General features: G+C 44.8%; 23 protein-coding genes, 1 riboswitch and 1 other annotated feature. Of the genes, 7 read left to right on the top strand and 16 right to left on the bottom strand.

Going from position 1 to position 25,064, the window contains the following annotated elements:
* Positions 1 to 200: 200 nt before the first annotated feature.
* From BK139_RS20875 to BK139_RS24160, 3 genes are all read right to left on the bottom strand, one after another.
* Complete coding sequence (locus BK139_RS20875; protein ID WP_076262620.1) at positions 201 to 1,253, bottom strand: FecCD family ABC transporter permease; 1,053 nt, start codon at positions 1,251 to 1,253, stop codon at positions 201 to 203.
* Positions 1,219 to 2,178 (bottom strand): ABC transporter substrate-binding protein, encoded by a 960-nt coding sequence (locus BK139_RS20870; protein WP_076262618.1) that lies wholly within the window; start codon positions 2,176 to 2,178, stop codon positions 1,219 to 1,221. Before BK139_RS20870 ends, BK139_RS20875 begins: the two co-directional genes overlap by 35 nt.
* Positions 2,179 to 2,344: 166 nt before the next feature.
* A riboswitch (cobalamin riboswitch) is annotated at positions 2,345 to 2,549 on the bottom strand.
* A gap of 81 nt (positions 2,550 to 2,630) precedes the next feature.
* Positions 2,631 to 3,407 carry a hypothetical protein gene (locus BK139_RS24160; protein WP_076262616.1) on the bottom strand — a complete coding sequence of 259 codons (777 nt, stop codon included), beginning with the start codon at positions 3,405 to 3,407 and terminating at the stop codon, positions 2,631 to 2,633.
* Positions 3,408 to 3,897: 490 nt separating this feature from the next.
* On the opposite strand from BK139_RS24160, the gene BK139_RS20860 reads away from it, so the two are divergent.
* Entirely contained in the window at positions 3,898 to 5,082 is a 1,185-nt protein-coding gene (locus BK139_RS20860; RefSeq protein WP_076262614.1) for an FtsW/RodA/SpoVE family cell cycle protein, read from the top strand.
* A 30-nt stretch (positions 5,083 to 5,112) separates the two neighbouring features.
* Positions 5,113 to 5,369: a binding site (T-box leader), on the top strand.
* A gap of 51 nt (positions 5,370 to 5,420) precedes the next feature.
* A complete protein-coding gene (gene argS, locus BK139_RS20855) occupies positions 5,421 to 7,106 on the top strand; it encodes an arginine--tRNA ligase (protein ID WP_076262626.1) in 1,686 nt (561 codons plus the stop codon).
* A 12-nt stretch (positions 7,107 to 7,118) separates the two neighbouring features.
* Here argS and BK139_RS20850 read toward each other — a convergent pair whose 3' ends face one another.
* Positions 7,119 to 8,000, bottom strand: coding sequence for a sulfite exporter TauE/SafE family protein (locus BK139_RS20850; protein WP_076262612.1), 882 nt, complete (start codon positions 7,998 to 8,000; stop codon positions 7,119 to 7,121).
* 166 nt (positions 8,001 to 8,166) lie between these two features.
* On the opposite strand from BK139_RS20850, the gene BK139_RS20845 reads away from it, so the two are divergent.
* From BK139_RS20845 to BK139_RS20830, 4 genes are all read left to right on the top strand, one after another.
* Positions 8,167 to 8,604 (top strand): Dps family protein, encoded by a 438-nt coding sequence (locus BK139_RS20845; protein ID WP_076262610.1) that lies wholly within the window; start codon positions 8,167 to 8,169, stop codon positions 8,602 to 8,604.
* 138 nt (positions 8,605 to 8,742) lie between these two features.
* Positions 8,743 to 9,636, top strand: a complete 894-nt coding sequence (locus tag BK139_RS20840) for an EamA family transporter (RefSeq protein ID WP_076262608.1) — start codon at positions 8,743 to 8,745, stop codon at positions 9,634 to 9,636.
* A 597-nt stretch (positions 9,637 to 10,233) separates the two neighbouring features.
* Entirely contained in the window at positions 10,234 to 10,653 is a 420-nt protein-coding gene (locus BK139_RS20835; RefSeq protein WP_076262606.1) for a DUF4395 domain-containing protein, read from the top strand.
* Positions 10,654 to 10,759: 106 nt separating this feature from the next.
* On the top strand, positions 10,760 to 11,485 hold the full coding sequence (locus BK139_RS20830) for a YqcI/YcgG family protein (RefSeq protein WP_076262604.1): 726 nt from the start codon (positions 10,760 to 10,762) through the stop codon (positions 11,483 to 11,485).
* A gap of 63 nt (positions 11,486 to 11,548) precedes the next feature.
* Here the strand turns inward: BK139_RS20830 and BK139_RS20825 are convergent, their stop codons facing one another.
* From BK139_RS20825 to BK139_RS20770, 12 genes are all read right to left on the bottom strand, one after another.
* Positions 11,549 to 12,334, bottom strand: coding sequence for a serine hydrolase (locus BK139_RS20825; RefSeq protein ID WP_076262602.1), 786 nt, complete (start codon positions 12,332 to 12,334; stop codon positions 11,549 to 11,551).
* A 1-nt stretch (position 12,335) separates the two neighbouring features.
* Entirely contained in the window at positions 12,336 to 13,346 is a 1,011-nt protein-coding gene (locus BK139_RS20820; protein WP_076262600.1) for an ABC transporter ATP-binding protein, read from the bottom strand.
* Between the two features lie 2 nt (positions 13,347 to 13,348).
* A complete protein-coding gene (locus tag BK139_RS20815; protein ID WP_076262598.1) occupies positions 13,349 to 14,278 on the bottom strand; it encodes a C40 family peptidase in 930 nt (309 codons plus the stop codon).
* 25 nt (positions 14,279 to 14,303) lie between these two features.
* Positions 14,304 to 15,410: a dipeptide epimerase gene (locus tag BK139_RS20810; protein WP_035331882.1), complete on the bottom strand. Its 1,107-nt coding sequence runs from the start codon at positions 15,408 to 15,410 to the stop codon at positions 14,304 to 14,306.
* A 13-nt stretch (positions 15,411 to 15,423) separates the two neighbouring features.
* The gene (locus tag BK139_RS20805) at positions 15,424 to 16,344 is read right to left on the bottom strand and encodes a S66 peptidase family protein (RefSeq protein WP_076262595.1); all 921 of its coding nucleotides are present in this window, start codon (positions 16,342 to 16,344) and stop codon (positions 15,424 to 15,426) included.
* A 238-nt stretch (positions 16,345 to 16,582) separates the two neighbouring features.
* Positions 16,583 to 18,211 (bottom strand): peptide ABC transporter substrate-binding protein, encoded by a 1,629-nt coding sequence (locus tag BK139_RS20800; RefSeq protein WP_076262593.1) that lies wholly within the window; start codon positions 18,209 to 18,211, stop codon positions 16,583 to 16,585.
* 110 nt (positions 18,212 to 18,321) lie between these two features.
* On the bottom strand, positions 18,322 to 19,320 hold the full coding sequence (locus BK139_RS20795; protein WP_076262591.1) for an ABC transporter ATP-binding protein: 999 nt from the start codon (positions 19,318 to 19,320) through the stop codon (positions 18,322 to 18,324).
* Positions 19,321 to 19,324: 4 nt separating this feature from the next.
* Positions 19,325 to 20,281 (bottom strand): ABC transporter permease, encoded by a 957-nt coding sequence (locus BK139_RS20790; RefSeq protein ID WP_076262589.1) that lies wholly within the window; start codon positions 20,279 to 20,281, stop codon positions 19,325 to 19,327.
* Positions 20,281 to 21,213 (bottom strand): ABC transporter permease, encoded by a 933-nt coding sequence (locus tag BK139_RS20785; protein WP_076262587.1) that lies wholly within the window; start codon positions 21,211 to 21,213, stop codon positions 20,281 to 20,283. Before BK139_RS20785 ends, BK139_RS20790 begins: the two co-directional genes overlap by 1 nt.
* A 13-nt stretch (positions 21,214 to 21,226) precedes the next feature.
* The gene (locus BK139_RS20780) at positions 21,227 to 22,051 is read right to left on the bottom strand and encodes a M55 family metallopeptidase (protein WP_076262585.1); all 825 of its coding nucleotides are present in this window, start codon (positions 22,049 to 22,051) and stop codon (positions 21,227 to 21,229) included.
* Positions 22,052 to 22,395: 344 nt separating this feature from the next.
* Entirely contained in the window at positions 22,396 to 22,713 is a 318-nt protein-coding gene (locus tag BK139_RS20775) for a DUF3870 domain-containing protein (RefSeq protein WP_076262583.1), read from the bottom strand.
* A 178-nt stretch (positions 22,714 to 22,891) separates the two neighbouring features.
* Complete coding sequence (locus BK139_RS20770; RefSeq protein WP_076262581.1) at positions 22,892 to 24,079, bottom strand: alanyl-tRNA editing protein; 1,188 nt, start codon at positions 24,077 to 24,079, stop codon at positions 22,892 to 22,894.
* Positions 24,080 to 24,259: 180 nt separating this feature from the next.
* Between BK139_RS20770 and BK139_RS20765 the strand changes: the two genes are divergently transcribed.
* A complete protein-coding gene (locus tag BK139_RS20765) occupies positions 24,260 to 25,024 on the top strand; it encodes a general stress protein (protein WP_076262579.1) in 765 nt (254 codons plus the stop codon).
* Positions 25,025 to 25,064 lie beyond the last annotated feature (40 nt).

Below are 25,064 nucleotides of genomic sequence, written 5' to 3'. Positions count from 1 at the left end.
GGGACGACAGGCATAAGACGGTTCCTGTAAGAAGGCGTTTTTCCTTCTGAAAGGAAACGGCTTATGACCCCGAGTCCCTAGGAGCCGCAACAAGACAAGCTTGTGACCTCGAGGGGGGTAGGCGCTGGAGCTAGACAGTTACCTAAGTTCAAAGTTGTACTTTCTTACAATTTAGAAAAGCGCAAAACGCCCTTATGCGCTTAAAGTTTATTCCTTCTTTTCATTAAAATAACCCCAAAAGCAGGTGCACCGATTAAGGCTGTAATCACACCGATCGGAAGCTCGGCAGGGGCAATGATCGTCCGTGAAACCAGATCGGCAATAATAAGGAAACCTGCTCCCACCAGAATGGATAGCGGCAGCAAATGCCTATGATCCGGCCCCCATAACATCCTGGCCAGATGGGGAATCACAAGTCCGACAAACCCGATCGTTCCAGACACAGCAACAGCCGCACCGGTTAAGATGGAGCCTGCTATCAGGACCATCATCTTTCTCTTCTGAACGTCCACCCCGATATGCCGGGCCTTTTCCTCTCCGAAGCTCATAGCATTAAGCTCTTTGCTGTTCACTAACAGAAGAACCGCACCTATCACAAAGAAGGGAAGGATAATGTTAATATACGCCCAGCCTCTCATCGACACACTTCCAAGAAGCCAGCCGATGATCTGTCTTAGCTCTTCACCAGTCAGAGCAATCATCAGAGAAATTAGAGCGCCAAGAAAAGAACTGAAGATAATGCCCGTTAAAATAATCGTTTCCACTTTCATGGATCTTTCAATATTTCTCGCAAATAGCAGAACGGCAAAAATGGTTAAAAAGGAAAAAAAGATGCTGAATAAAGGCAGCGTAAACATTCCTGCAAAGGGAATGGATAAGCCAAAGAACAAGGTTAAAACTGCACCGAGTGAAGCCCCGGAAGAAACTCCAATGGTATATGGATCTGCCAGCGGGTTTCTTAATAAACCTTGAAAGGCGGCTCCCGCAATGGCAAGAGACGCCCCAACCAAGCCTGCCAGCAATACGCGCGGAAGCCTGATGTCCATAATGATATTTGCATGCATGCTATCTGTGTTTTCCAATGAAACAAAGGGAAAAATCTCAGCGCTTATTACTCTGATGATCGTCATGGGATGAATGGACACTGTTCCAATTGAAATCCCCATCAGCATGGCACAAAGCAGGAAAGCTGCTGCTGTTACATAAGCCAGTAATTTATTATTTAAATACGTCCGGATATACTGCTTTTGCAAGTTCTTCGACTCCTTCAATAATACGAGGGCCAGAGCGGGTTACCATATCGGAATCAACATCGGCAACCTGCTTATTTTTCACTGCGGTAATATCCTGCCAGCCATCCCGGCTTAAGACATTGCCGACAGCATCTTCAGTGTAATAGCCATGAGTTGTGATGATCACGTCCGGATTTCGTTCGATAATCGCTTCCGGATCCATCTTCGGCCATCCTTCTTCCGAAATAATATTTTCCGCGTTGATGGCACTCAGCATTTCGTCCATAAATGTCTCAGTGCCTGCTGCATAGATTTCTGGAGCAGGTGAAACTTCAACCATTACCGATTTGCGGTCCTCTTCTTTTATCCCATTCGCTTTTGTTTTGATTTCCTCAAGCTGGCTCTTCATGTCTGACACAAGTGTTTCTGCTTTTTCTTTCTCTCCCGCTGCCGTTCCAATCATTTCAATGGATTCAAAAACCTGATCAAAGCTCTTCGCGTCATTGACAACAAGGACGGTCACACCCGCATCCTTTAATTGCTGAAGACCTGCTTCCGAACTTTGTGCGCTTGAAGCATGGGCAAGAACAAGGTCGGGGTTTAAAGAGATCACTTTCTCTACATTAAATTCCAAGCCTCCAACCTTTTCCTTTTCTGCGGCTTCTGGCGGGTAGTTATCAAAGTCGGAGACCCCAACCACTTCTTCTCCCAGCCCCAACTCGAATGCTATTTCAGTGTTACTTGGAATCACGGAAACGATTCTTTCAGGCTTGGCTTCAATGACCACTTCATTATCCAGCGCGTCATTTATCGTTACAGGAAATGCAGCATTCTGCCCTTCCTCAGCCTTTTTCTCTTCTTTTGGCTGTTCAGCACTCCCGCCGCAGCCTGCAAGCAATCCTGCAGCAAACAGCATAGTTAATAAAAATGCATAAAACTTTCTCATTCTCAGCAATCCTCCTAGAACTTTCGACAGAATTCGGGTGGTGCCTGTCACCACCGTTTTAAAATAAAAAAACATCCCCTCGAACGGCAAGGAGATGTTGGTATGGTCATTTAAAAAATGCAGAATAGATGGCCGGACCAAACACCTCCCTATCCTCGTAGGTTTATGGGTGCTTAAGAATCAGGCAGGTCTCCTGGCTCATGGTCAATGCGTTCTGCTCCTTCCCATACTTGGGTGTACAGTGGATTTGCAGACAGCTACCATTTACAGTGGCGGGACCGCGCTGGAATTTCACCAGCTTCCCTATTAAGTCTTCAAAAGAGCTTGCTTTAAAGCCCTTTTGAGAAGACACCTGTTCTATTGCGGTTATAAAATTTTCTATTTCCGATTATACACCATCCCGCAGAAAAAGTAATAGAAATTTGCTGAATGTTGTAAAAAAGTTCAGAATTCTAACGCGAGTATATTTTCCATTCCCGTGTCTTCTTATCGAACACAATCTTCGCCTCACATGGCTCTTTCACTATGGCTTCATACTCATCATACATATCATCCATATTCGCAAAATCACCAATAATCCAAATAGGAATCTCAATCCTGACCCGATTCTGTTCAATATCCTTAATGGAAAGGACCGCTCCTTCTTTCATAAGGGGCTTTAATGAAAGCAGGACATCTCTGGTGATTGGAGGATACGTCTTTTTCTTTTTAATGCCAAGGAGCGTTTTTTCTACCTTCATCTGTCCCATTTTCCCGGGGATCACTTCTCCAAGCATACGGTAAAAATCGTTCAGATCGCGGTAATATGTGCGGTTAAACCAGCCATCATCATGAGCAAGGTACACATACCGGTTGCTCAGATAATTGTAAAAAGGCAGCTTAAGATGTTCTTTGACATGGCCGAGATAAAGAAGTTCCGCAATGGTCTGGCCGGGAAGCTCATTCACCGCTTCCTCTTCCTCGAAGTCGATCCAGCAAAAATCGCCATAGCCGTATACATCATCCCCAACCAGCCTGCCCAGCTTGTCCCTTGATACATAATCGAACATCGTGTGAGTATTAAAGTCCCCATGTTCAAAACGATGCTTTAACAGCAGCAGATTATTAATAGAATCTGAAAGAGTCTGGGCAAACTCTGCAAACTCAATTCCATAAGTCATCACATACTGATCCTGTTCATTAAGGTGGATGTAGATGAGATCACGAATAGTTTGATTCCTTCTTTTCAATGACGAAACCCCCGAACCGTAGCCTAATTGATAAAAGACAGCTTCTTATGAAACTGTCTGCCAAACTTCCAGTATTTTATCCTCTTATTGTAGCAAAAATATCTGAAAATATCTTTCCAGATGAGAAAAAATTTTTAATCCGTTTTTTTTGAAAATACAGGAAACCAACATCATAATATATTCGTCTAACTAGTGAAATCTCTTTCTCCATTGTAAGGTTAATTTTTCCTTTGATAGGATAAAGTGAAACTTCAATCAGCAGGGAGTGCTTTTCTCCCGGCTGATTGTTAGTTGAGGCCCACAGGAAGTGGGTCACAAAGACGTTGCCACAGGATGTGGCGTTTTTAGTCTTTGTTCTTCTTTTCGGGCCTTTACGGGCAGTTTGACCCCCACTTATTCTCCCTTGATTCATCTGATTCTAGATGTGGGGTCTTACTGCCCGTTAGACTGCGATAAAAATGTAAAAAGGTAAAGAAACCAGGTGTATATAATGAACCAGAATAATAGATTCTCAGACCGATTCGATTGGACGTTATGCTTTCTTCTGCTGCTGTTTTTTCTCATCAGCTGCATTGCGATTTACAGCGGACAATCCTCCAATCAATATGATGGGAATTTTGTTATCTCACAAATCAAAAATTATATTGTAGGTGCCGTCATTGTAGGGATTGTCATGTATTTTGACAGCGAGCAAATCCGGAGACTCACATGGCTGCTATACGGTTTAGGCATCCTATTGCTTATCGGGCTATTCATTGCACCGGAAAGCATTGCACCAGAGCGCAAAGGGGCTACATTGTGGTATATCATTCCCGGACTCGGTTCAGTGCAGCCTTCAGAATTTGTAAAGGTGTTCCTTATTATTGCCCTCAGCAAAATCATCGCTGACCACCATCTGAAGTATCAGGCTAAGACAGCCGGAACGGACTTTTATCTCCTAATTAAACTAGGGGCAGCCACATTGCCTCCATTAGGATTGATTATTATCGAAGACCTGGGTACTGCCCTTGTCATCATCGCGATATTAGCAGGAATCATCCTGGTATCCGGAATCACCTGGAAAATTCTTGTTCCGATTTATGGAATCCTGGGTGCTTTAGCAGGAACGGTTCTATACCTGGTGATCATAGCACCGGAGATTTTAGAGAAATACCTTGGGATTGACCCCTATCAGTTCAGCAGAATTTATTCCTGGCTTGATCCGGTCAATCATAAGCAGGGGGCCGGTATGCAGCTGTATAATTCCATGCTCGCTATCGGCTCGGGATTAATTTCCGGTAAAGGCTTTACCGACAGGCAGGTATATGTGCCGGATGCCCACACTGATTTTATCTTTAGCGTCATTGGCGAAGAGTATGGCTTCTTCGGCGCCAGTGTCGTAATCAGCCTTTTCTTTCTGCTTATCTATCATTTAACGAAAACCGGCCTTGAGACGTCTGATCCTTTTAATACCTATATTTGCGTAGGGGTCATCAGCATGATCACCTTCCATGTTTTTCAAAATATCGGAATGACCATTCAGGTTCTGCCAATCACCGGCATTCCGCTGCCGTTTATCAGCTACGGCGGAAGCTCACTTATGGGAAACATGATGGCCATGGGACTGATATTCAGCATTCGCTACCATCATAGAACCTATATGTTCTCAACCGATTCAAATTATGTTGCAAAATAATTCCAGCCGCGTATAATAACAGTAATATATTTAGTGTCTATGATGAAGAGAGTAGCAAAGGGCTCTTTCCTATAAGCGAGACAGGGCCGGTGCAAGCCTGTCGGAAATCCTATTTGTGAAGCGCACTTCGGAGATGCATAGCTGAAAGAAAAGTAGGCTGTGCCGGGTAAGGAGTCCCGTTACCAAATCCCTAAAGGAATGTGTTCTACTAATATGAAACGTCCTTTCGCAAGAGGTCCTTTGGACAATCAGAGTGGTACCGCGGGCAGATTCAGCTCGTCTCTATATTTATATAGAGGCGGGCTTTTTTATTTTTCAGGGGGTGTGTGTTTTAAATGATGGATTTCAAAGCAATATTCGCAGCACAGCTGGCATCTGTGCTGAATGGGCATCTTTCTGAGGAAGCCATTTCAGACTTAATCGAAACGCCAAAGAATCCGGTACATGGTGATCTTGCTTTTCCCTGTTTCACACTGGCAAAAGCATTCAGGAAATCCCCTGCCTCCATTGCAGAAGAGACCGCTTTCCAGATAAAAGGATCGTATATTGAAAGAGCTGAAGCTGCCGGGCCATACATTAATATCTTTTTTTCCAAAGGTGCTGCAGGTGCAATCATACTGGAAAAAATCCTGAAAGAAGGAAAGGAATTTGGACTGCTGAAGGATGGTGCAGGCAAAACAGCCGTGCTTGATTTCTCTTCGCCCAACATCGCAAAGCCTTTTTCCATGGGTCATCTGCGATCAACCGTCATTGGAAATGCCCTCGGAAACCTCGCCGAAAAATGCGGTTATACAGCGGTCAGAATTAACCACTTAGGCGACTGGGGCACACAATTCGGCAAGCTGATCACCGCTTATAAAAAGTGGGGGAATCCGGATAAAGTGAAGGAACATCCGATCAGGGAGCTGCTCAGCCTTTATATACGGTTCCATGCAGAAGCAGAGGCAGATCCATCCCTTGAAGATGAGGCACGTTCCTGGTTCAAAGAGCTTGAAAACGGAAATAAAGAAGCACAAGCCCTCTGGAATTGGTTTAGAGATGAATCATTGAAAGAATTTCAGAGGGTTTATGACAGGCTTGGCATCCATTTCAACTCATACAATGGGGAAGCTTTTTATAACGATAAAATGAAACCCGTCATAGATGAGCTGATGGCAAAAGATCTGCTGGCTGAGTCTGATGGTGCAGAGGTCGTTCAGCTGCCTGATGAAGACCTGCCTCCATGCCTAATCAAAAAATCCGACGGAGCGACTCTTTATGCAACACGCGATCTGGCTGCGGCTTTTTACAGAAGGGAAAACTATCAATTTGATCACTCCCTATATATTGTCGGCCAGGAACAAAGCATCCATTTCAGGCAGGTCAAAAGCGTGATCAAAAAGATGGGCTATGAGTGGGCGGACAGTATGAAACATGTTCCGTTCGGCCTCTACTTAAAAGATGGAAAAAAGATGTCTACCAGAAAAGGAAGAGTCATCCTTCTGGAGGAGGTTCTGGATGAAGCAGTTCTTCTCGCAAAGAACAGTATCGAGGCTAAAAATCCCGGTCTGGAAAATAAAAATGAAGTCGCTGAAGCAGTCGGCATCGGAGCCATTTTGTTCCATGATCTGAAAAATGACCGCATGAACAATATTGAATTTTCACTTGAAGATATGCTGACATTTGAAGGAGAGACAGGTCCTTATCTGCAATATACCAATGCACGGGCCTATTCCCTGCTCCGCAAGGCAGATGATATACCATCTGCCGCAAGCGGGCTATCCGATCCTTACAGCTGGGAAATTATTAAGCTGCTCTATCAATATCCTGAGAAAATCAGACAATCTTATCGGCAGCTTTCCCCTTCCGTTTTCGCTAAATTTCTGATTGATGTTGCCCAGGCTTTCAATAAATATTACGGACAGGTAAGAATACTGGAGAAGGATGCCGGCATCCAGGCAAGACTTGCCCTCGTCAAAGCAGTCACCATTGTTCTTACAGATGGAATGCAGACACTCGGCATGAAGGTGCCCCGGCAAATGTAAAAGGAGAAGCCGTTATGGCCTCTCCCTTTTTGCCTTTGTCCGGGCTTTGGCTTTCTGCATTTTCACAAGGCTTCTTACCAGAAATCCGCCGACAAAAATGGCCATCAGCACTAAACCGGTATAATTCAAATGTATTAATTTCAGAATCACACTGGCGACTGTCGCCATATATAAGGCACCAAGCATATAAGTAATCTCTTCGTTCTCAAAATAGGAGGTAAGTTTCGCACCAAACTGTGAGCCAATGAGCCCTCCTCCTACGAGTGAAAGGCCAATCCAATAATCAATGCTGACAGTGGAAACGTAGGACAGGAAGCCTGCGGATACGATTAACATGACAGCAAACAAGCTGGTCCCTACCGCATTTTTCGGCATCATCCCTAAATAGGCGACCGATAAAGGCACCATAATAAAACCGCCGCCCACCCCTAATGTAGTAGAAACAAATCCTGCAAAAAATCCAATCAGCACCATCTTCACAATGGAAGGCGAATGTTCAGAAGAGTGAACAGCATTGGCTGATTTTTCCCTTCTTTTCAGCATGCTCAAAGCAAAATAAGACAGCAATATGATATAAAAAACGGGCACGGCCCACGTGTCCCAGCCTTTATTCTCAAGAAACAGAACAAATGGATGGGCGGCCTGAGTAGCTGCCATTCCGCTTAATCCAAGTATCAGCCCCTGCTTAAGCCTTATATTCTTCAGCCTGATATGAGCGGAGATGCCTGAAAGGGACGTCCCAATCGAAAACAGTAAACTCGTGGTGATCGCTTCTACTGGAGAAAAACCAAAAAGCATAAGCGTTGGAGTAAGAATGAATCCCCCGCCTACCCCAAAAAACCCCGAGAGCACACTGATAAGCGCTCCGAGAATAATAAAGAAAACATATTCCATTTATATTCCTCACTAACTGTCTCTGCTATTAATCCGTACTATATCACTTTACCATAATTGGCAACGGTTATACTGTTGTTCTTTATTTATAATAATTATAAATAAGTATTGATTATAATTTAGTATTTGTTATAATTAGTATATAAATTACTTAGGGGGAATTACGATGGAAAAATTATATGATGCATTAAACGTACAAATAGCTAACTGGAGTGTCCTATATACGAAATTGCACCGCTACCACTGGTTTGTAAAAGGCCCTCTTTTCTTTACCCTTCATGAAAAGTTCGAAGAATTATATAATGAAGCGGCGGAAGTTGTAGATGAGGCAGCGGAACGCCTGCTTGCAATCGGCGGTTTACCTGCAGCAAGCTTGAAGGAATTCCTAAGCATTACGACTCTTGAAGAATCTAATGGGGAAAAGAAAGCAGAAGACATGGTTGCTGCTCTTGCTTCGGATTATAAACATATTAAGGAACAATTAATCTCTTTAGCCCAGCTTGCAGAGGAACGGGAAGATCAAGTGACAGCCGATTTCGCCATCGGGTTAATGGAAAAATTGGATACGCATATTTGGATGCTGCAAGCCTACTTAGGAGAATAATCGATTTTGGCAAGAGAGTCAGTGAGAATGATCACTGGCTCTTATTTTTGTGCTGAAAAAATTTTTGCCCTTTGGACACTCTAAGGTGTTATGATTTATCTGATTGCTTCATTTTTATTTCGGAAAGGAGTCTCCATAATGGCAAACTTAAAATATTCATTCTTTATTTTTCTCGGCGCATGCAGTTACGGCGTTCTGGCATCCATTGTTAAACTGGGACTTCAGGCCGGCCACTCTGTTCCCGAACTGACCGGAAGCCAATATTTAATTGGGCTCCTTTTATTATTGCTTTCTTTCCCATTTATCAAAAGAACGAAAATCACCCTTACACAAGCAGCAGCTTTGTTATTGACCGGTGCCTCCTTAAGCTTAACGGGCATTCTGTATGGAATGAGCCTTGATCGGAACCCGGCCTCCATCGCTGTTGTTCTTTTATTTCAGTTCACCTGGATTGGAATTCTTTTTGAAGCATTATATGAAAGAAAGATGCCCAGCAAAGCAAAAATCATTTCTTCGATCCTGCTTATTATAGGAACGGTATTTGCAAGCAACCTGATTAATTCCGGGTCACATGCTATTCAAGCAGATGGCCTGATTTATGGCTTATTATCTGCGGTTACATTTGCCGTGTTCATTTTTGCAAGCGGTAAAGCAGGCAAAGGAATTCCAACCATACAGAGGAGCATCTTCATCACATTTGGCGGACTTCTTCTGGTTGCAGCTGTTTCAGGTCCCGTCTTAATAAGCGGCGGCATTCAGCTTGGGGGCCTATGGAAATTCGGACTGCTGATGGCATTGTTTGGCGCTATTTTCCCTATTGTCTTCTTTGCAATCGGTTCACCCCACTTAGATTCAGGGCTTGCCACAATTGTAGGCTCTGCCGAACTTCCGGCAGCTGTTGCTGCCGCTATGCTGATCCTTGGGGAAAGGATATCAGAAGCACAGACTTTCGGGATTGTGCTGATCCTGATTGGAATCAGCATACCGCAGTTTTCATTTAGAAAAGCAGCAAAGGATCGTTTGAGCACGTAGGATTTTTTATGGCGGGATTCGCTGGGTACCGCCTGGGGCGGCGACCTGCTTGACGAAAGGAGGCTTTGGATGTCATTCCAGGGTCTTTTTTCTTTGTAAGCCGGTGTTTTGCGGTGGGTTATTGCTGGTGAAGCTGGGTTCGGACTTTGGCTTGGTCTTTTCTGCTTTCTGTGTCTATAGTTGGTCCGGGTTCTGACTCTGGCGCTCCTCTTTCTGCTTTCTGTGTCCGAAGTTGGACCCGGGTTCTGACTCTAACTCGCTCTTTTCTCCTTTCTGTGTCCGAAGTTGGACCGGGTTCTGACTCTGACTGGCTCTTTTCTCCTTTCTGTGTCTGAAGCTGACCCGGGTTCTGACTCTGACTGGCTCTTTTCTCCTTTCTGTGTCCGAAGTTGGGCCGTGTTCTGACTCTAACTGGCTCTTTTCTCCTTTCTGTGTCTGAAGCTGATCCAGGTTCTGACTCTGGCGCTCCTTCTTCTGCTCTCTCTGTCCAAAGTTGAATCGTACTTTTTATTTTCCAGGCTTTTTCTCTTCACAAAATCAAACAACTTCAGTAAACTATTAATACCTATAAAACCAATGAGAAAGGTCGGAAAATAGATGGCAAATACACCCGTTTCGATTCCCCGTCCGCTCGTAAGAACCAATCAATGGTCAATCGTATTAAGTGTTTTAGCTTCGTGGTTTACCGGAGAAGCCTGGATTCTCGCCATTCCCCTGCTTGCAGGTACAATGGGCCTATTGTTCGGTTTCAATCCGATTATGCGTACAGCAAGGTATTTTCTTAGAAAAAGTCCTTCTGAGTACATTCCCGAAGACTGGGAGCAGCAGCAATTTAATCAGGTGATTGCCGTTGCCTGTCTCGCACTTGGGCTGATCAGCTTTCTGCTGGGATGGACAGCTGCAGGGTATGTTTTTACAGCTATGGTCGCTCTTTCAGCATTTATTGCCATTCTGGGATTTTGCATCGGCTGTTTTATCCGCTTTCAGCTTAACCAATATAAATACCGAAAATCGTAAGGCAGCCATCGAGGCTGTCTTTTTCTTTTCCTTTTTCACCCAGCTAGTTTCAAAGGACTTTTTAAGGGGTACATATTTCATAAGTAAAATATTCTGAGGTGAAAAAATGAAAACTGCCAGTAAGTTTCTTTTAACAAAAGAAGATATGACTAACCCCGAAGTTGTGCCTGAGTGGGTTATTCAAGAATATAAAACATTTCATGATACAGTTACAGATAAAACCTTCCCGTGCTATTTTGGAATGACTGCCGAAATGCGCGGCGAATTGAGATATGCCTATATTACAAAGGAAGACTGGTCTAATTTGCCAGGGGCTCTTGAATCCTTTATCGAGCTCTTTGACGCACCAAAGCTTATTCGTCATGGCCTATTTGTATTTGTGGAGCCGGAAAAAGATGAAAAGCCGCTTGAGCATTATAGAGAAAATTTCTGGAATATCCTTCAGTATTTGCATAAGGTTGATACTAAACCGTGGCCGAAGGATTATCCGACAGATCCGGACCATCATTTATGGGCGTTTTCTTTTGCGGAGGAGCCATTCTTTGTGTTTGGCAATGCACCTGCATATAAGCAGAGAAAGACGAGGGATCTGGGCAATAGCCTTGTGCTCGGATTCCAGCCGCGCCGCATTTTTGAAGGTCTCGAAGGCACCACGAAAGGCGGCGTCATGTCCAGGGAAAAAGTAAGGGAACGTGTTGAAAAATGGGATGGCCTCCCTACCCATCCAAACATCAGCCACTATGGGGATCCCGAACACCGTGAGTGGAAACAATACTTCATCGGTGATGACGTTAAGCCAATTGAAGGGAAATGCCCTTTTCATCATAAATAATATGGCAGTCTCGGTGCAAAAACTGCACACATAAACAAGGAACCGTTCTAAGTGAGCGGTTCCTTATTTATGTGTCATATATTGATTAATGCGGCTGCCGATTGCGGACAGTACTTCTTTGCCGGCTGCCTGATTTTGGAGCCTGTCCACAAGTACTGCAGCACAGACTGTTTTTCCTTTATGGGTAAATATGGCGCAATCATGCTCTATGCCGGGAAGTTCTCCTGTTTTATTGGCAACCATAACCTTTTCCTCGTCTATCGTGTTGGCTAGTTTATTTTTAAACTGCTGGTTTTCCAATATATACAGTGCTTTTTCAGTATACTTCCCTGATAAAAGCTTTTGCTCTGCCAATGCCTTTAGCCCATACGCCATATCCCTGGCAGTCGTGGTGTTGTCAATGCCGTTTTTCAGTGCTTCAAAATCCATCATCTTTCTGTTTAATGATGTATGATCAAACCCCAGACTTTTGAAAAGCTGATTGATTTTCTCTATACCGAGCAGCTCAATGATAAGATTAGTCGCTGTATTATCAGACACAATGATCATTAGTGTCATTAGGTCTGTCACCTTGATCATCAAATCTCTGGCCATGGCTTGCAATACACCCGAACCGCCAACCCGGGCTGAAGCAGTAACTTCCACTTCCTCCTCAAGCTGAAGCAGCCCTTTCTCCGCCTGTGAAAGTCCCGCAAGTAAAATCGGCACCTTTATTAAGCTGGCTGAAGAGAAAACGGCATCGGCATCTTTTTCGATGAAACCATCCTCAGTATGGATATATACGGCAACGCGGCCTTCACAGCAGCTGGCCAATGTAAGAATTTCCGCCTTAAGAGTATGAAAGTCCATTTTATTTCGCAGCCGCTACTTGAGGCCGGTTATGGTCGCCAGTTACTTTTTCATTATATAAATGGCAGGCCACAAAGTGATCCTTCTCAATCTCCTGCCACTCAGGCTTCATGGAAGCACAAGCCTCCATCGCATAAGCACACCGCGTGCGGAATACACAGCCGCTTGGCGGATTCATTGGACTTGGGAGCTCCCCTTCCAAAATGATTCTTTCCCGGTTATCCTCGACATCAGGGTCAGGGATGGGAATCGCCGACAGCAAGGCCTGTGTATAGGGGTGAAGCGGATTTTTATATAAGTTTTCGCTTGTGGTTAATTCCACCAGATGCCCTAAGTACATAACGCCGATTCTGTCGCTGATATGCTTAACCATTGAGAGATCATGGGCGATAAATAAGTAGGTCAGCCCTTTTTTCTTCTGAAGCCCCTTAAGCAGGTTCACCACCTGGGCCTGTACCGATACATCCAGTGCTGAGATCGGCTCGTCAGCAATAATGAATTCCGGGTCCAGCGCAAGAGCACGGGCAATTCCAATTCTTTGCCTCTGTCCGCCGCTGAATTCATGCGGATAACGGTTGGCATGATCGCGGTTAAGACCCACATCCTCCAGGAGCTGATAGACCCGCTCAAGCCGTTCCTTCTTATTCGGATATAACCCATGAACCTCCATGGGCTCGGAAATAATCTCCTGTACGGTAGAACGCGGATTCAAGGAGGCATACGGATCCTGAAAAATCATCTGCATCTTCCTGTGAAAAGCAAACCTCTCTTTTTCAGTCATGTTATGGACATTTTTCCCGTCATACAGGACTTCACCTTCTGTACGGTTATATAAACCAATGATGGTACGCCCTGCAGTTGATTTTCCGCAGCCGGATTCACCGACAATCCCGAATGTTTCTCCCTGTTTGATATGAAAGGAGACATCATCAACAGCCTTCAGGGTTTGTCCTTTTCCCATTGAAAAATGCTTTTTAAGATTGTTGACCTGTAAAAGTGCTTCTTTTGCCATGTTTATTCCCCCGTCTCTTGCCAGTAACGTCTAGCTGCACATAGTTCCTTTTCATAGATGGTATCTTTCAAGTCGATAATTTCGATGTTTTTACCGGTATTAGGAGAATGAAGCAGCTTGCCATCACCATAATAGATGCCTACATGATGGAGTTTGCCTTTTCCTTCTTCATAAGCAAAGAATAATAGGTCCCCGGGTTCAATGGCGTCCAGTTCGACCGGTTTCCCTGCTTCCGCCTGATCATGGGCATCACGGGGAATGATCACTCCATTTGCTTTGCACATCGAATAGCTGAACCCTGAACAGTCATATCCATAGCTGCTCATGCCGCCCCATAGATAGGGAAGGCCTATAAATTGTTCACCCGCAGCAATGATGTCTCTGCCGCTGCCTTTCCGTATAGCCCCTATTGATTCAATGACCTTTACGTCAGCAGATTTCAAGAATCCTTCTCCTTCAGGTGTCTGCACCCGGATCCACTCCGCTTCTTCTTGTAAGACCGGAAGTACAGTTTGATAACTTAGAAGTAGTTCGGGCTCTCTGTCAATCGAATAGAGTGTTGCTTTTTTGTTCTGGATGACAGCAGCTTTTTCACTATCAAGCTTCCAATCTTCATTCTGAGTCAGCTGGGCCTTCGGCAACCAGCCGGGGTATCCTTTCTCGTCCTTTGAAGAAGGCTGGCTCGGGACTACAACATGTACCCATCCATCTCTCTCCTCTAATACAATCACTTCTTCTCCGTATAGTACTTGTGATTGCACCAGATTCCCGTCGCAAAGCTCCAGCCGGGGCTCATAGGTTAACTTTTTAAGCCAAGCGTCCAGATTAACTGGATTAGTAATGGCTTCAGTGTCCATTTCTCTTGATGAATCACTTGCTGTCCACAAGGTCGCAGCCGGAACCGAAACCAGCCATTTCTGCTTAGTTGCCAAACCGAATTCCTCCTTTTTAAAATTGTCAGGATGTCAATTCCTGCTTGTTCACTGCCAATGATACATTTCTAATGCCAAGGCCAGGTTCAGATGGCAGGGTAATTTTGCGGCCGGAATAGCGGATTCCGCCTTCCACAATTTCTTTTGCCATCATCAATGGGGCGTCAAAATCAAAGCGGGTTATATTCTTTTTGCTGGCTGCAAAATGGGCTGCGGCCGTAATGCCGATCTTGGTTTCAATCATGCTGCCTACCATGCATTCCATCCCGCATACTTCAGCGAGCTGATTAATGATCTGCGCCTGATAGATGCCCCCTGATTTCATCAGCTTGATATTAATCAGGTCAGCACTTCGCGTTTTAATGACTTCAAATGCCTGCTTCGGAGTAAAGACACTTTCGTCTGCCATAATCGGTGTATCAACCGCATCGGTCACCTGCTTAAGGCCCTCTATATCCCATGCCTTCACAGGCTGTTCGACAAGCTCAATGTTCAAGTCCAGCGCTTCCATTTTCCGGATGGCATAAATAGCATCCTTTGGTTTCCAGCCCTGATTGGCATCCAGGCGGATTTTAATTTTCGATCCTACTCGGGTGCGGATCTCCCGTATTCTCTCTATATCTGTTAAAATATCATCCTTGCCTACCTTTACCTTAAGAACATCGAAGCCTTGCTGAACATAGGAAACGGCATCTTCTCCCATTTCCTCAGGGCCATTGACGCTTACTGTATAATCCGTTTCCACTTCATTCTTATGTCCGCCCAAAAATTGGTAAAGAGGCAGTTTGCATTGCTGTGCAAGACAATCGTATAAAGCCATATCCACCGCTGCCTTTGCACTCGAATTTCCTATTAAAGCGGACTGAATCCCCTGGAAAATCTCCTCATAGTTTAGAAGACTCTTATTGATCAGCATTGGCTTTAATACATGATGAATGGCTGACTCTATGCTTGATAGGCTGTCCCCGGTGATCACCACAGTGGGTGGTGCTTCCCCCCACCCGGCTATCCCGTTATCACATGTTACTTTTACAACAAGCGTTTCCGCTGTCTCAACTGTTCTCAAAGCTGTTTTAAATGGTTTTTTCAGTGGTACTGCAGCTCTAAATGTTTCGATCGTGTTTATTTTCATCTATACCACCCTTTTACTTAACTCCGCTTTCGATTGTCAGCTTTTTACCGGCTGCATCCAATTCTGCCCTTACACCTAATGGCACAGAAATATGCGGAGAGCAATGGCCGATATGAAAGCCTTTAACAGCAGGCTTATTCACCCTTTTGATATACGTATCCAGCACTTCATCCAGTTCCAGGGAAAGCTCTCTTTCCGGAACACAATTATTAAAGTCCCCAATGATAAAGCCGGCCGCATCCGCAAGCTTCCCGGCCATATGCAGCTGGTTTAGCATGCGGTCGACCGCACGGGGCTCTTCGTTAATGTCTTCAATAAGCACAAGTTTATCTTTTGTATCAATTTCAAATGGTGTTCCGATTGTACTGGCCATAAGAGACAGATTTCCGCCCGTTAAGACACCCGCGGCACGCCCGTTCACCATCGTCTCCAATTCTGAAATTCCTTCTGGATAGTCAAGCGTGACCGGCTCAAATAACTGGTTAAAATATTGCTTGGATAGCGGATCCGCATCCTCTTTGCCAATATCAGAGGCGAGCATCGGCCCATGGAAGGTGACCAATCCTGTCTCTTGGCGAATGGCTGTGTGCAGGAATGTTATATCGCTGTATCCCCAGAAAATTTTCGGGTTTTCTTTTATCAGACTGTAGTCGATTTGGGACGCAATTCTCCCGGTTCCATACCCGCCGCCTGCACAAATGATGGCTTTGACTTCCTTATCCGCAAACATGTTATGTAAATCCGCCAGACGGTCTTCATCCTTCCCGGCCAGGTAACCATATTGATCTGTCACATGCTCGCCCATCTTTACCTTTACACCAAGCTTTTCCAAAAAAGAAAGGGATCGTTTCAGGTTCTCCTGATTGGGCGGGCTTGCCGGTGCTATAATTCCAATCGCATCACCTTTTTTCAGGCGCTGAGGTTTGATTGCCATGCTGTCACATCCTTTTCGTTTTATAGCATTATATGCTCCTGCAGCAAAAGCATTATTTGGGAAATGAAATAATTGTCGAGGATATAAGCTAAATTTCGGGAAAATGCATTATTTTTCGGGAAATAATCTCGAAAAGCGCAATTAAAAGACTTTTTCTGTTCACACTTTTACTTTAAAAAAAGGGATGTTCACACGAACACCCCTTTTCCTGTCACTTTCACATCAAGCCGAAGAAGTATTACTTCTTATCTGCCCATTTAAGCTCCAGGTATCCAACCGGATGGCGGACGATTCCTGAAACAGCATCATTATAGAGATATACCTGGTTGTAGAAATGAATAGGGATAATCGGCATTTCTTCGAATAAGATTTTTTCCGCTTCATACATAAGCTCAAAGCGCTTTGCTTCGTCTGCTTCATTCTTCGCATCCTTGATCAGCTGATCGTACTTTTCATTGCTCCAGCCAGTGCGGTTCATGGAATGTCCTGTCTGGAAGTTTTCAAGGAAGTTGATTGGGTCAGCATAGTCAGCAAGGAATGAGCTTCGTGATAATTGGAATTTAAGCGCTTTTTGTTCTTCAGCGAATACATTCCATTCCATGTTGGCAAGCTTCACTTCAACGCCAAGATTTTCCTTGAACATTTGCTGAAGAGCTTCTGCGATCTTTTTGTGAGAATCACTTGTGCTGTACGTTAATGTAACTTCAGGAAGTGTTTCATAGCCTTCCTCTTCCATTCCTTTTTTAAGAAGGGACTTCGCTTCTTCCAGATTCGTTTGGACAAGATCTCCTGCTGTTTCACGGAAATCCTTGCCATCAGCATCCTTAAATCCATAGGATACAAATCCGTATGCAGGCTTTTCTCCATTCTTGGTTACAAAGTCAACAATTTGCTTTTGGTCTACTGCCATTGCGAAAGCTTTACGGATGTTTTCATTCTGGAATGGCTCCATATTTACGTTAAATCGGTAGAAGTAATCACCAGCCTGGTCTTCAACCTTTGCTTCACCTAATAGCTTTTCACTCAGCTCAGATGGAACAGCCGATACATCAAGCTCTCCGGTTTGATACATCTGGTATTCTGTATTGGTATCGTCAATGATCGCCCAATTAATTTTATCCAGTTTTACATTTTCAGCATCCCAGTACTGATCGTTTTTCTCCATTACAAAGTGGCTGTCATGCTCCCACTCTGTCAGGTTGAAAGGACCGTTGCCCACAAAAGATTCTGCTTCAGCAAACCACTGAGGGTTCTCTGTTGCTACTTTTTCATTGATCGGAAAAAATGCAGGGTTTGTGATTACACTTAAGAAATAAGCCTGCGGACTAACTAAAGTCACTTCAAATGTTTTGTCATCAACGGCTTTTACTTTTACATCATCAGCAGAGCCTTCGCCGTTGTTATAAGCTTCTCCGCCTTCAATGAAGTAGCCTAGGAAAGCTGCTGAGGAACCTGTGTCAGGATTTAAAAGACGCTTCCAGGCAAATTCGAAATCACCTGCTGTTACAGGATCGCCATTTGACCATTTTGCACCCTCACGGATATGAAAGGTGTAAGTCTTTCCATCTTCTGAGATATCCCATTTTTCAGCAATGGCTGCTTCTGGCTCATGATTTTGTCCCAGACGTGTCAAACCTTCCATTAAGTTGTTCAGCGCACTCCAGGAAACAGAGTCAAAGCCGATTGGAGGGTCAAACGAAGTCGGCTCCTGGCCATTGTTCAAATAAAGCACTTTTTCAGCACTTTCTTCTTCTTTCTTGCCATCATCCTTGCTGTCTGTTTCTTTGCCGGCATTTTCATTTGCCGTACAGGCTGCCATAACAAATAGCAGCACACCTGCAAGCAGCAGCGATAAAAACTTTTTCATTCCTTTTTCCCCCTCTTAAAATATATTTCTTTATCTATCAGATGCCTGTCAGACAGCTGATAGAATCATAACTTTCACCGTACCGGGTCCGGCACTGCGAAAGGAAGTACCTACTTTACACCTGCAAGCATTTTCTGTGCCCGCTCATCCTGGAGCCAGCAGTCCACATGATGATCCCGGCTTAAATGCGTTTTATAGGGATAAACCCGGTCACATACTTCCATTGCGTAACCGCAGCGGGCAAAAAATGGGCATCCGGCCGGCGGAGCGAATAAATCCGGCGGCGATCCGCCTATGGGAATAAGATCGGCTCCATCCAGGTCAAGACGCGGAACAGAATTCAGCAGGCCCTTCGTATAGGGATGCTGCGGATTATAGAAGATTTCCCTTCGTTCTCCGGCCTCCACTATTTTTCCTGCATACATCACTGCAATGCGGTCTGCTACTTGAGCGACAACCCCGAGGTCATGGGTGATGATAATGATGGATACTCCAGTTTTCTTCTGGATATCTTTAAATAAATCCAAAATTTGGGCTTGGATCGTTACATCCAGTGCTGTAGTGGGTTCATCGGCAATCAGCACTTCCGGCTCACAGACAAGGGCCATGGCAATCACGATCCGCTGCCTCATCCCGCCGCTGAATTGATGCGGATAATGCTTCAATCTTTCGGATGGATTTGGTATTCCAACTAAATTCAGCATTTCCAGCGCCTTTTTACGGGCATCCGGCCGTGAAATGGTTTCATGCTGCATAATTCCTTCTATAATTTGCTCCCCGATGGTAATCGTAGGATTCAAAGCCGTCATAGGATCCTGAAAGATCATCGAAATGTCTGCGCCGCGGATATCCCGCATTTCAGACTCTTTTAATTTTGTCAGGTCCTTCCCTTTAAAGAGAACAGCGCCACCCGCTATTCTCCCGGGTGGGGATGGGATCAGCCGCATGATGCTCTGGGACGTCACGCTTTTCCCGCAGCCGGATTCACCGACAATCGCCAGGGTTTCCCCCTTGAAGAGATCAAATGATACACCCCTTACAGCCTGGACTTCCCCCCCATAAGTGGTAAATGTGACATGCAGGTCTTTTACTTCAAGTACTTTCTCCATGCTGCTACCTCCTTAACTTCGGATCGAGGGCATCCTGCAATCCGTCTCCAAGCACATTAAATGAAAACATGGTCAGGGAGATGAAAAAGGCAGGGAAGAACAGGCGCCACCAGTGACCTGATAGAATAGTAGACAGCCCATCATTGGCCATGGATCCCCAGCTGGCAAAAGGCGGCTGAATGCCTAATCCCAGAAAGCTCAGGAATGCTTCTGCAAAGATGGCCGATGGCACTGTTAATGTCATCTGTACAATGATAGGGCCCATCGTGTTCGGCAGCAGGTTTTTCTTTATAATCCTCGATGTTTTTGTTCCGAAAGTCTTTGATGCCAGTACAAATTCATAGTTCTTGATCTGCAGAACCTGTCCGCGGACAATCCGGGCCATCCCGACCCAGCCTGTTACGGAAAGTGCGAATATAATGGTGAACAAACCAGGCCCCATTACAACACTGATTAAAATAACAACGAGCAAATATGGGAGTCCATACAGAATTTCGACTACCCTCATCATGGCATTATCTGTTCTGCCGCCTTTATAGCCGGCAATCCCGCCGTAAATGACTCCAATTGCAAAATCAATCATGGCTGCCACGATTCCAACGAATAAGGAAATCCTTGCTCCGTACCATGTTCTTGCGAAAACATCCCGGCCCAATTCATCAGTTCCGAACCAATATTTTGAAGATGGCGGAAGATTCTGATTGGCCAATGACTGCTGTGATACATTATGCGGGGAAATCATCGGGCCGAATATGGCCATAAAGGCTAAAGCAATAAGAAAGAATAGCCCTGCCATCGCCAGTTTATTTTTCAAAAGCCGGCGCCATGCATCCTGCCAATAAGAAAGGCTTGGCCTTACAACTGCTTCCGCTGCATCCTCGTCTTTGGCCTTTGGCACAAACCAGTCATCCGGAATATCGGGTGCAAGGTTGCGGTTATCATGCTGTTTGCGCAGTTCCATTAGCTCGCCTCCTTTTTGTGAAGCTTAATTCTTGGATCTAGAACTCCGTATGCAATGTCCACCAGGAACAGCATTATAATCAAAATCGAGCTGTAGAAAACGGTGGTTCCCATTATGACGGGATAATCACGCGTATTGATGCTTTCTACGAAATACTTTCCCATTCCGGGAATGGCAAATATTTTTTCAATAACAAAGGTGCCTGTCAAAATGCTTGCAGCAAGCGACCCCAATACGGTTACAACAGGCAGAAGGGCATTTCTCAGTGCATGTTTAAAAACAATTTTCACCGGGGCCAGGCCTTTTGCTTTAGCCGTTTTGATATAATCCTGCGTCAGCACCTCCAGCATGCTTGAACGTGTCAGACGGGCGATGATCGCCATGGGACCTGTCGCAAGCGCCAGAGTCGGCAGAATCATATGTTTCGGGCTTGACCAGGTAGCCACCGGGAGGATTGCAAGGTTGACAGCAAGCTGCTGAATTAAGAGTGTGGCAAGCACAAAGTTTGGCACTGATATTCCCAGAACTGCTATGGTCATAGCTAAATAGTCTATAAAGCCATTGTGCCGGAGGGCTGCTATAATTCCGAGGGCGATTCCTGAGAAAACAGCCACAATCAATGTGACAATTCCCAGTTCAAACGACACCGGGAACCCCCTTCCAAGCATTTCATTCACCGTCTGGGAGGACTTTTTAATAGATGGTCCAAAGTCGAATGTTGCAACAGATTTCAAGTACATCCCATATTGGACATACAGCGGTTCGTCCAAATGATAGAATTTCTCCATATTCCGCTGGACCGCTTCGCTGGTGTTTCTTTCTTCATTAAAAGGCGACCCGGGTATGGAGTGCATTAAGAAAAACGTCAGAGTGATAATGAACCAAAGTGTGACGACCATTGCGATGAGGCGTTTTATTATGTATCCAGTCATTCATTAACACTTCCTAACAGAATGTAGTTCTCATGGCCAGCTCAGTCATCACGAGCATAGCCTGGTATGCTTCAAGAATATCCTTAGCCTGATAGCGGACAATGGTTGTATTTTCTTCTATCTCTGCCCCAGGCATCAAAGCAGCCCACTCAGCCTGGCCATAGTTGGCAAATTCAATTTTCAATACAGGGTTTTCCGGCGGCACAAGCGGCTTGACAAGCTCCTTTTTGCTAAGCGCCTCTGCCGCTTTTTCTCTTAAAAGCTGGCCGGCTTTCGCGGGAGTAAGCGATTTCACGGCAGACCGTGATATCGTCTCTTTTACAACAGCTGTTGTCACATTCGGGATTAATTTCTCTGCTTCCAATGCCGCCTGGTCATCACCGGCCACCATTAGAATCGGCACGCCATGATAGCCAGCCACATAAGCATTGAAGCCCATTTCTCCAATGGCATGATCATTGATGTACATATGTCTTACACCGAAAATCATAGAGTGGGACATAACCCCTTTCATGGAAGCTCGCGCATGATATCCAACAAACATGGCTCCGCTAAAGCTTGAATCCAGGCCCTGAACCATTGAATATGGCTTAACATCACCCGTAATCAGCTGTGTCTCAGGGTGCATTCTTTCAATGAGCAGGTTGTTCATTTTGGAGTGGCTGTCATTGACAATCACCTCACTGCAGCCTTCTTCAAAGGCAGCTGTCACCACATGGTTTGCCTCATCAGTCATAATCACCCTGCTGCGTTCATAATTGTGCTTAGATGAGCTGACATGAGTATGATCAGCCAGACCCGTAATTCCCTCCATATCAACTGATAAATAAAGCTTCATTTAAAATCCCCCAAAATATTATATTATTATAGTTTTCTATATTGTATATTATTTTGATATTTTCTGTAAATTGGATCAGCAATTTACTTTCCTTTTAAATTGTTATTCGCCTATCAATGTTGCCCGTTGATTTCCGCTCCAGGATGCTCAGCGAACCGCGGGGCAGGACTTTGAATAAGCTTCCTTGAGTAAAACCGCACGAAGAAAATGCGAATGCATTTTCGAGGATCTCGCACCTTCCGCTACAATCAACTCAGTAATTAAATGCTAAATGCAAAAAATCCAGCTATCGGAGATGTTCTCTGATAGCTGGATTTCATCTGCGGAAAACAGAAAAAGCAGCTTTACTTATTCATAATTTGTGTATATTTTATATGGGCATTTTTAAAGGCAACAATCAGGGCCTTTTGCGAGGAGCCGAAGTAGCGGCTTTCGATTTCTTCTGATACTTTGTCTGCTTCCAGTATGGATTTGCCGACAAATATCGATTTAATAAATAATGAGGTTAAATTAATGGTAGATGAACATTCGGCATCTACAATCTTATCTGTTTCCCTGTCGATCACAAGACCGATAAAGAAGCCATTATATTTTTGCATAATCGGATTGTTCAATGATGTTTTGCTGTCCCCGATGATATAGACGGTATTTTGTCTGTACATGAACTTGCCTCCTGCAGACCGGATATTATATGAGGCGTTTATGAGGTTATCATAAACATTCATTATAATGCATGGCCCGTACCAAAATTGTAATACAACAGAAGGTGTATTACAATCATTTTTCAATACTTTTCTAAATATTTTATCAATTAAATCTGTCCATTACATGCGGATTCAATTACTTTTGGCCTGCAATTCTCATTGCATATTCCAGCAGGTCCTCACCGCTCATAAGCTTGTCTCCCCCACCCTGTGCAAATTGAGGATTCCCGCCGCCTTTGCCGTTAATCTTCTGCAGAAGTTCTGCTGAAAGGCTCTTCATATCAGATTCAGAATCTGCTCCCCTGGCACAGACAAATTGGAGTTTATCGGCGGTTTCATTGATCAGGATCACATCGGCCTTTTCAGATTGGGAGGCGATCAAGCGTGCCAGCTTCTGCAGTTCCTGTATGGATCGCCCCTCAAAGACCTTGCTGATGCAATTTCCCTTTCCGGCTGTGTACATTTCTTTCGCTTCATAAGCTAACAGTGCTTCCTTTGCTGCTTCCAGCTGCTTCTCCAGGTCCTTTCCATTTTCAATCAGGCGGCTGGCCGCTGCAGGCAGGTCCTGCTCTGGTGCATTTAGAAGCTGACTCAGATTCCCGGTAATTTCATGTTTCGTCTGAAGCTGCGTGAGAATCCGGCTGCCGCAGATAAATTGAACGCGGATTTTCTTTTTTTGGCGCTCCCAGTCCAATATTTTTACACCGGCTACCTGGCCGGTTGATGTTGGGTGTGTTCCGCCGCATCCGTTATAATCAAACTCCGGAATGATCACAAGCCGGATATCTTCGCTGACAGACAGCTGCTTACGGAGCGGGAATTGGGAAGCTTCCTCTGCACTCACCCACTTGGATTCAATAGGACGATTCTCAAGTATAATGGCATTAGCCAATCTCTCCGCTTCCTCTGCGTGCACGACAGGCAGTTCACTGATTTCCAAATCAATGGTTAAGGTTTCTTTGCCTAAATGAAAGCTGACTGTTTTATAGCCGTAAAGCTCTTCAAATGCAGCCGATAATATATGCTGTCCGGCATGCTGCTGCATATGGTCAAACCGTCTGTTCCAATCTATTTCTCCTGATACTAGGGAAGAAGGATCCAATTCTCTTTCTAAATAATGACGGATTTCCCCTTCCTCTTCTTCGACATCCACCACTTTTATGCCATTGAGTGTCCCCTCATCATGAGGCTGTCCTCCGCCAGTCGGATAAAAGGCCGTTTCTTTCAGGACGGCATATACTCTTTCCTTGTCGTCTGCCGCCTGATATACAAGTTCTGTTTCAAATGTATTGATATATGGGTCTTCATAATAAAGTTTTTTCATAGAGATCAACCTTCCTTGTGCCTGTTCTATTTTTAAAACTACCGATTATGCAGTTACAGGTCAAGCCATCTATCAGTCAAGGGAAAATTATTAGTAATTTTATCCACGCGGTTTATGAGCGTAATGAAAAAGGTATGTACACCAATAGATAAGCAAAAATTATTAAGGAGGATGATGAACATGGCAACAAACAAGCATGTTGTAGGTGCATACGATACAGAGCAGGAAGCTATTCAAGCGGTTGAAAAGTTAAGAGTGGAAGGGTACCGTCCCGAAGATATCTCCGTAATTAGTAAAAATAAAGACGATGTGGATGCTGTTACAGAAGAAACAGGCACAAAAACGGAAGAGGGATTAGCTGCCGGCGCGGCTACTGGCGGTGTTCTGGGAGGATTAACAGGTCTTCTGGCCGGTGTAGGCGCATTGGCGATTCCTGGAATCGGGCCAATTGTGGCAGCCGGACCAATTGCTGCTACATTAACAGGAGCCGCAGTTGGTGCAGGTGCAGGCGGCATTGCCGGAGCACTTATCGGCATGGGCATTCCGGAAGAAGAGGCACATCGCTATGAAGCAGATGTCAAATCAGGAAAAATCCTTGTGTTAGTCGATCCTGATACAAAGTCTGCAGACTTTACTGATGGCTATACAAATTCGGACCGTTCCGTTTTAGATGGAGACCGGACAACGTACACAAGCACTGATCCTTTGAACCCCGGCGAGCTTGATCGCGGAACAAACGCTTTTAAGGATAACACCAGAAACAGCAGCGGTGTTTGGACAGATGAGAATCTGGATCTAAACCGTCCGCTGAGCGGAAACCCTGAAGATCTGAGCACAAATGACCGCACGGTTTCGGCCTATAACGATGATGTCGATACCCGTAATCGAGATGCATATGATTTTAACAATGTCAGGGAAAACCGCAATAACCCTTATAAAGGATAATGGAAAAAGAGCTATTCCCATGCGGGAGTAGCTCTTTTTA

This window comes from Paenibacillus sp. FSL R5-0490, from assembly GCF_001956215.1.
Taxonomy (GTDB): Bacteria; Bacillota; Bacilli; order Bacillales; family Cytobacillaceae; genus Cytobacillus.
The sequence above is the reverse complement of the archived record's forward strand: the minus strand, read 5'-3'. Positions and strand labels throughout refer to the sequence as shown.

What these genes read in the sequence shown, in the direction of transcription:
- BK139_RS20870 (WP_076262618.1), bottom strand. Translation starts at nt 2,178, where the DNA reads ATGAGAAAGTTTTATGCATTTTTATTAACTATGCTGTTTGCTGCAGGA.
- BK139_RS20860 (WP_076262614.1), top strand. Translation starts at nt 3,898, where the DNA reads ATGAACCAGAATAATAGATTCTCAGACCGATTCGATTGGACGTTATGC.
- argS (WP_076262626.1), top strand. Translation starts at nt 5,421, where the DNA reads ATGGATTTCAAAGCAATATTCGCAGCACAGCTGGCATCTGTGCTGAAT.
- BK139_RS20850 (WP_076262612.1), bottom strand. Translation starts at nt 8,000, where the DNA reads ATGGAATATGTTTTCTTTATTATTCTCGGAGCGCTTATCAGTGTGCTC.
- BK139_RS20845 (WP_076262610.1), top strand. Translation starts at nt 8,167, where the DNA reads ATGGAAAAATTATATGATGCATTAAACGTACAAATAGCTAACTGGAGT.
- BK139_RS20840 (WP_076262608.1), top strand. Translation starts at nt 8,743, where the DNA reads ATGGCAAACTTAAAATATTCATTCTTTATTTTTCTCGGCGCATGCAGT.
- BK139_RS20835 (WP_076262606.1), top strand. Translation starts at nt 10,234, where the DNA reads ATGGCAAATACACCCGTTTCGATTCCCCGTCCGCTCGTAAGAACCAAT.
- BK139_RS20830 (WP_076262604.1), top strand. Translation starts at nt 10,760, where the DNA reads ATGAAAACTGCCAGTAAGTTTCTTTTAACAAAAGAAGATATGACTAAC.
- BK139_RS20825 (WP_076262602.1), bottom strand. Translation starts at nt 12,334, where the DNA reads ATGGACTTTCATACTCTTAAGGCGGAAATTCTTACATTGGCCAGCTGC.
- BK139_RS20820 (WP_076262600.1), bottom strand. Translation starts at nt 13,346, where the DNA reads ATGGCAAAAGAAGCACTTTTACAGGTCAACAATCTTAAAAAGCATTTT.
- BK139_RS20810 (WP_035331882.1), bottom strand. Translation starts at nt 15,410, where the DNA reads ATGAAAATAAACACGATCGAAACATTTAGAGCTGCAGTACCACTGAAA.
- BK139_RS20805 (WP_076262595.1), bottom strand. Translation starts at nt 16,344, where the DNA reads ATGGCAATCAAACCTCAGCGCCTGAAAAAAGGTGATGCGATTGGAATT.
- BK139_RS20800 (WP_076262593.1), bottom strand. Translation starts at nt 18,211, where the DNA reads ATGAAAAAGTTTTTATCGCTGCTGCTTGCAGGTGTGCTGCTATTTGTT.
- BK139_RS20795 (WP_076262591.1), bottom strand. Translation starts at nt 19,320, where the DNA reads ATGGAGAAAGTACTTGAAGTAAAAGACCTGCATGTCACATTTACCACT.
- BK139_RS20790 (WP_076262589.1), bottom strand. Translation starts at nt 20,281, where the DNA reads ATGGAACTGCGCAAACAGCATGATAACCGCAACCTTGCACCCGATATT.
- BK139_RS20785 (WP_076262587.1), bottom strand. Translation starts at nt 21,213, where the DNA reads ATGACTGGATACATAATAAAACGCCTCATCGCAATGGTCGTCACACTT.
- BK139_RS20780 (WP_076262585.1), bottom strand. Translation starts at nt 22,051, where the DNA reads ATGAAGCTTTATTTATCAGTTGATATGGAGGGAATTACGGGTCTGGCT.
- BK139_RS20775 (WP_076262583.1), bottom strand. Translation starts at nt 22,713, where the DNA reads ATGTACAGACAAAATACCGTCTATATCATCGGGGACAGCAAAACATCA.
- BK139_RS20770 (WP_076262581.1), bottom strand. Translation starts at nt 24,079, where the DNA reads ATGAAAAAACTTTATTATGAAGACCCATATATCAATACATTTGAAACA.
- BK139_RS20765 (WP_076262579.1), top strand. Translation starts at nt 24,260, where the DNA reads ATGGCAACAAACAAGCATGTTGTAGGTGCATACGATACAGAGCAGGAA.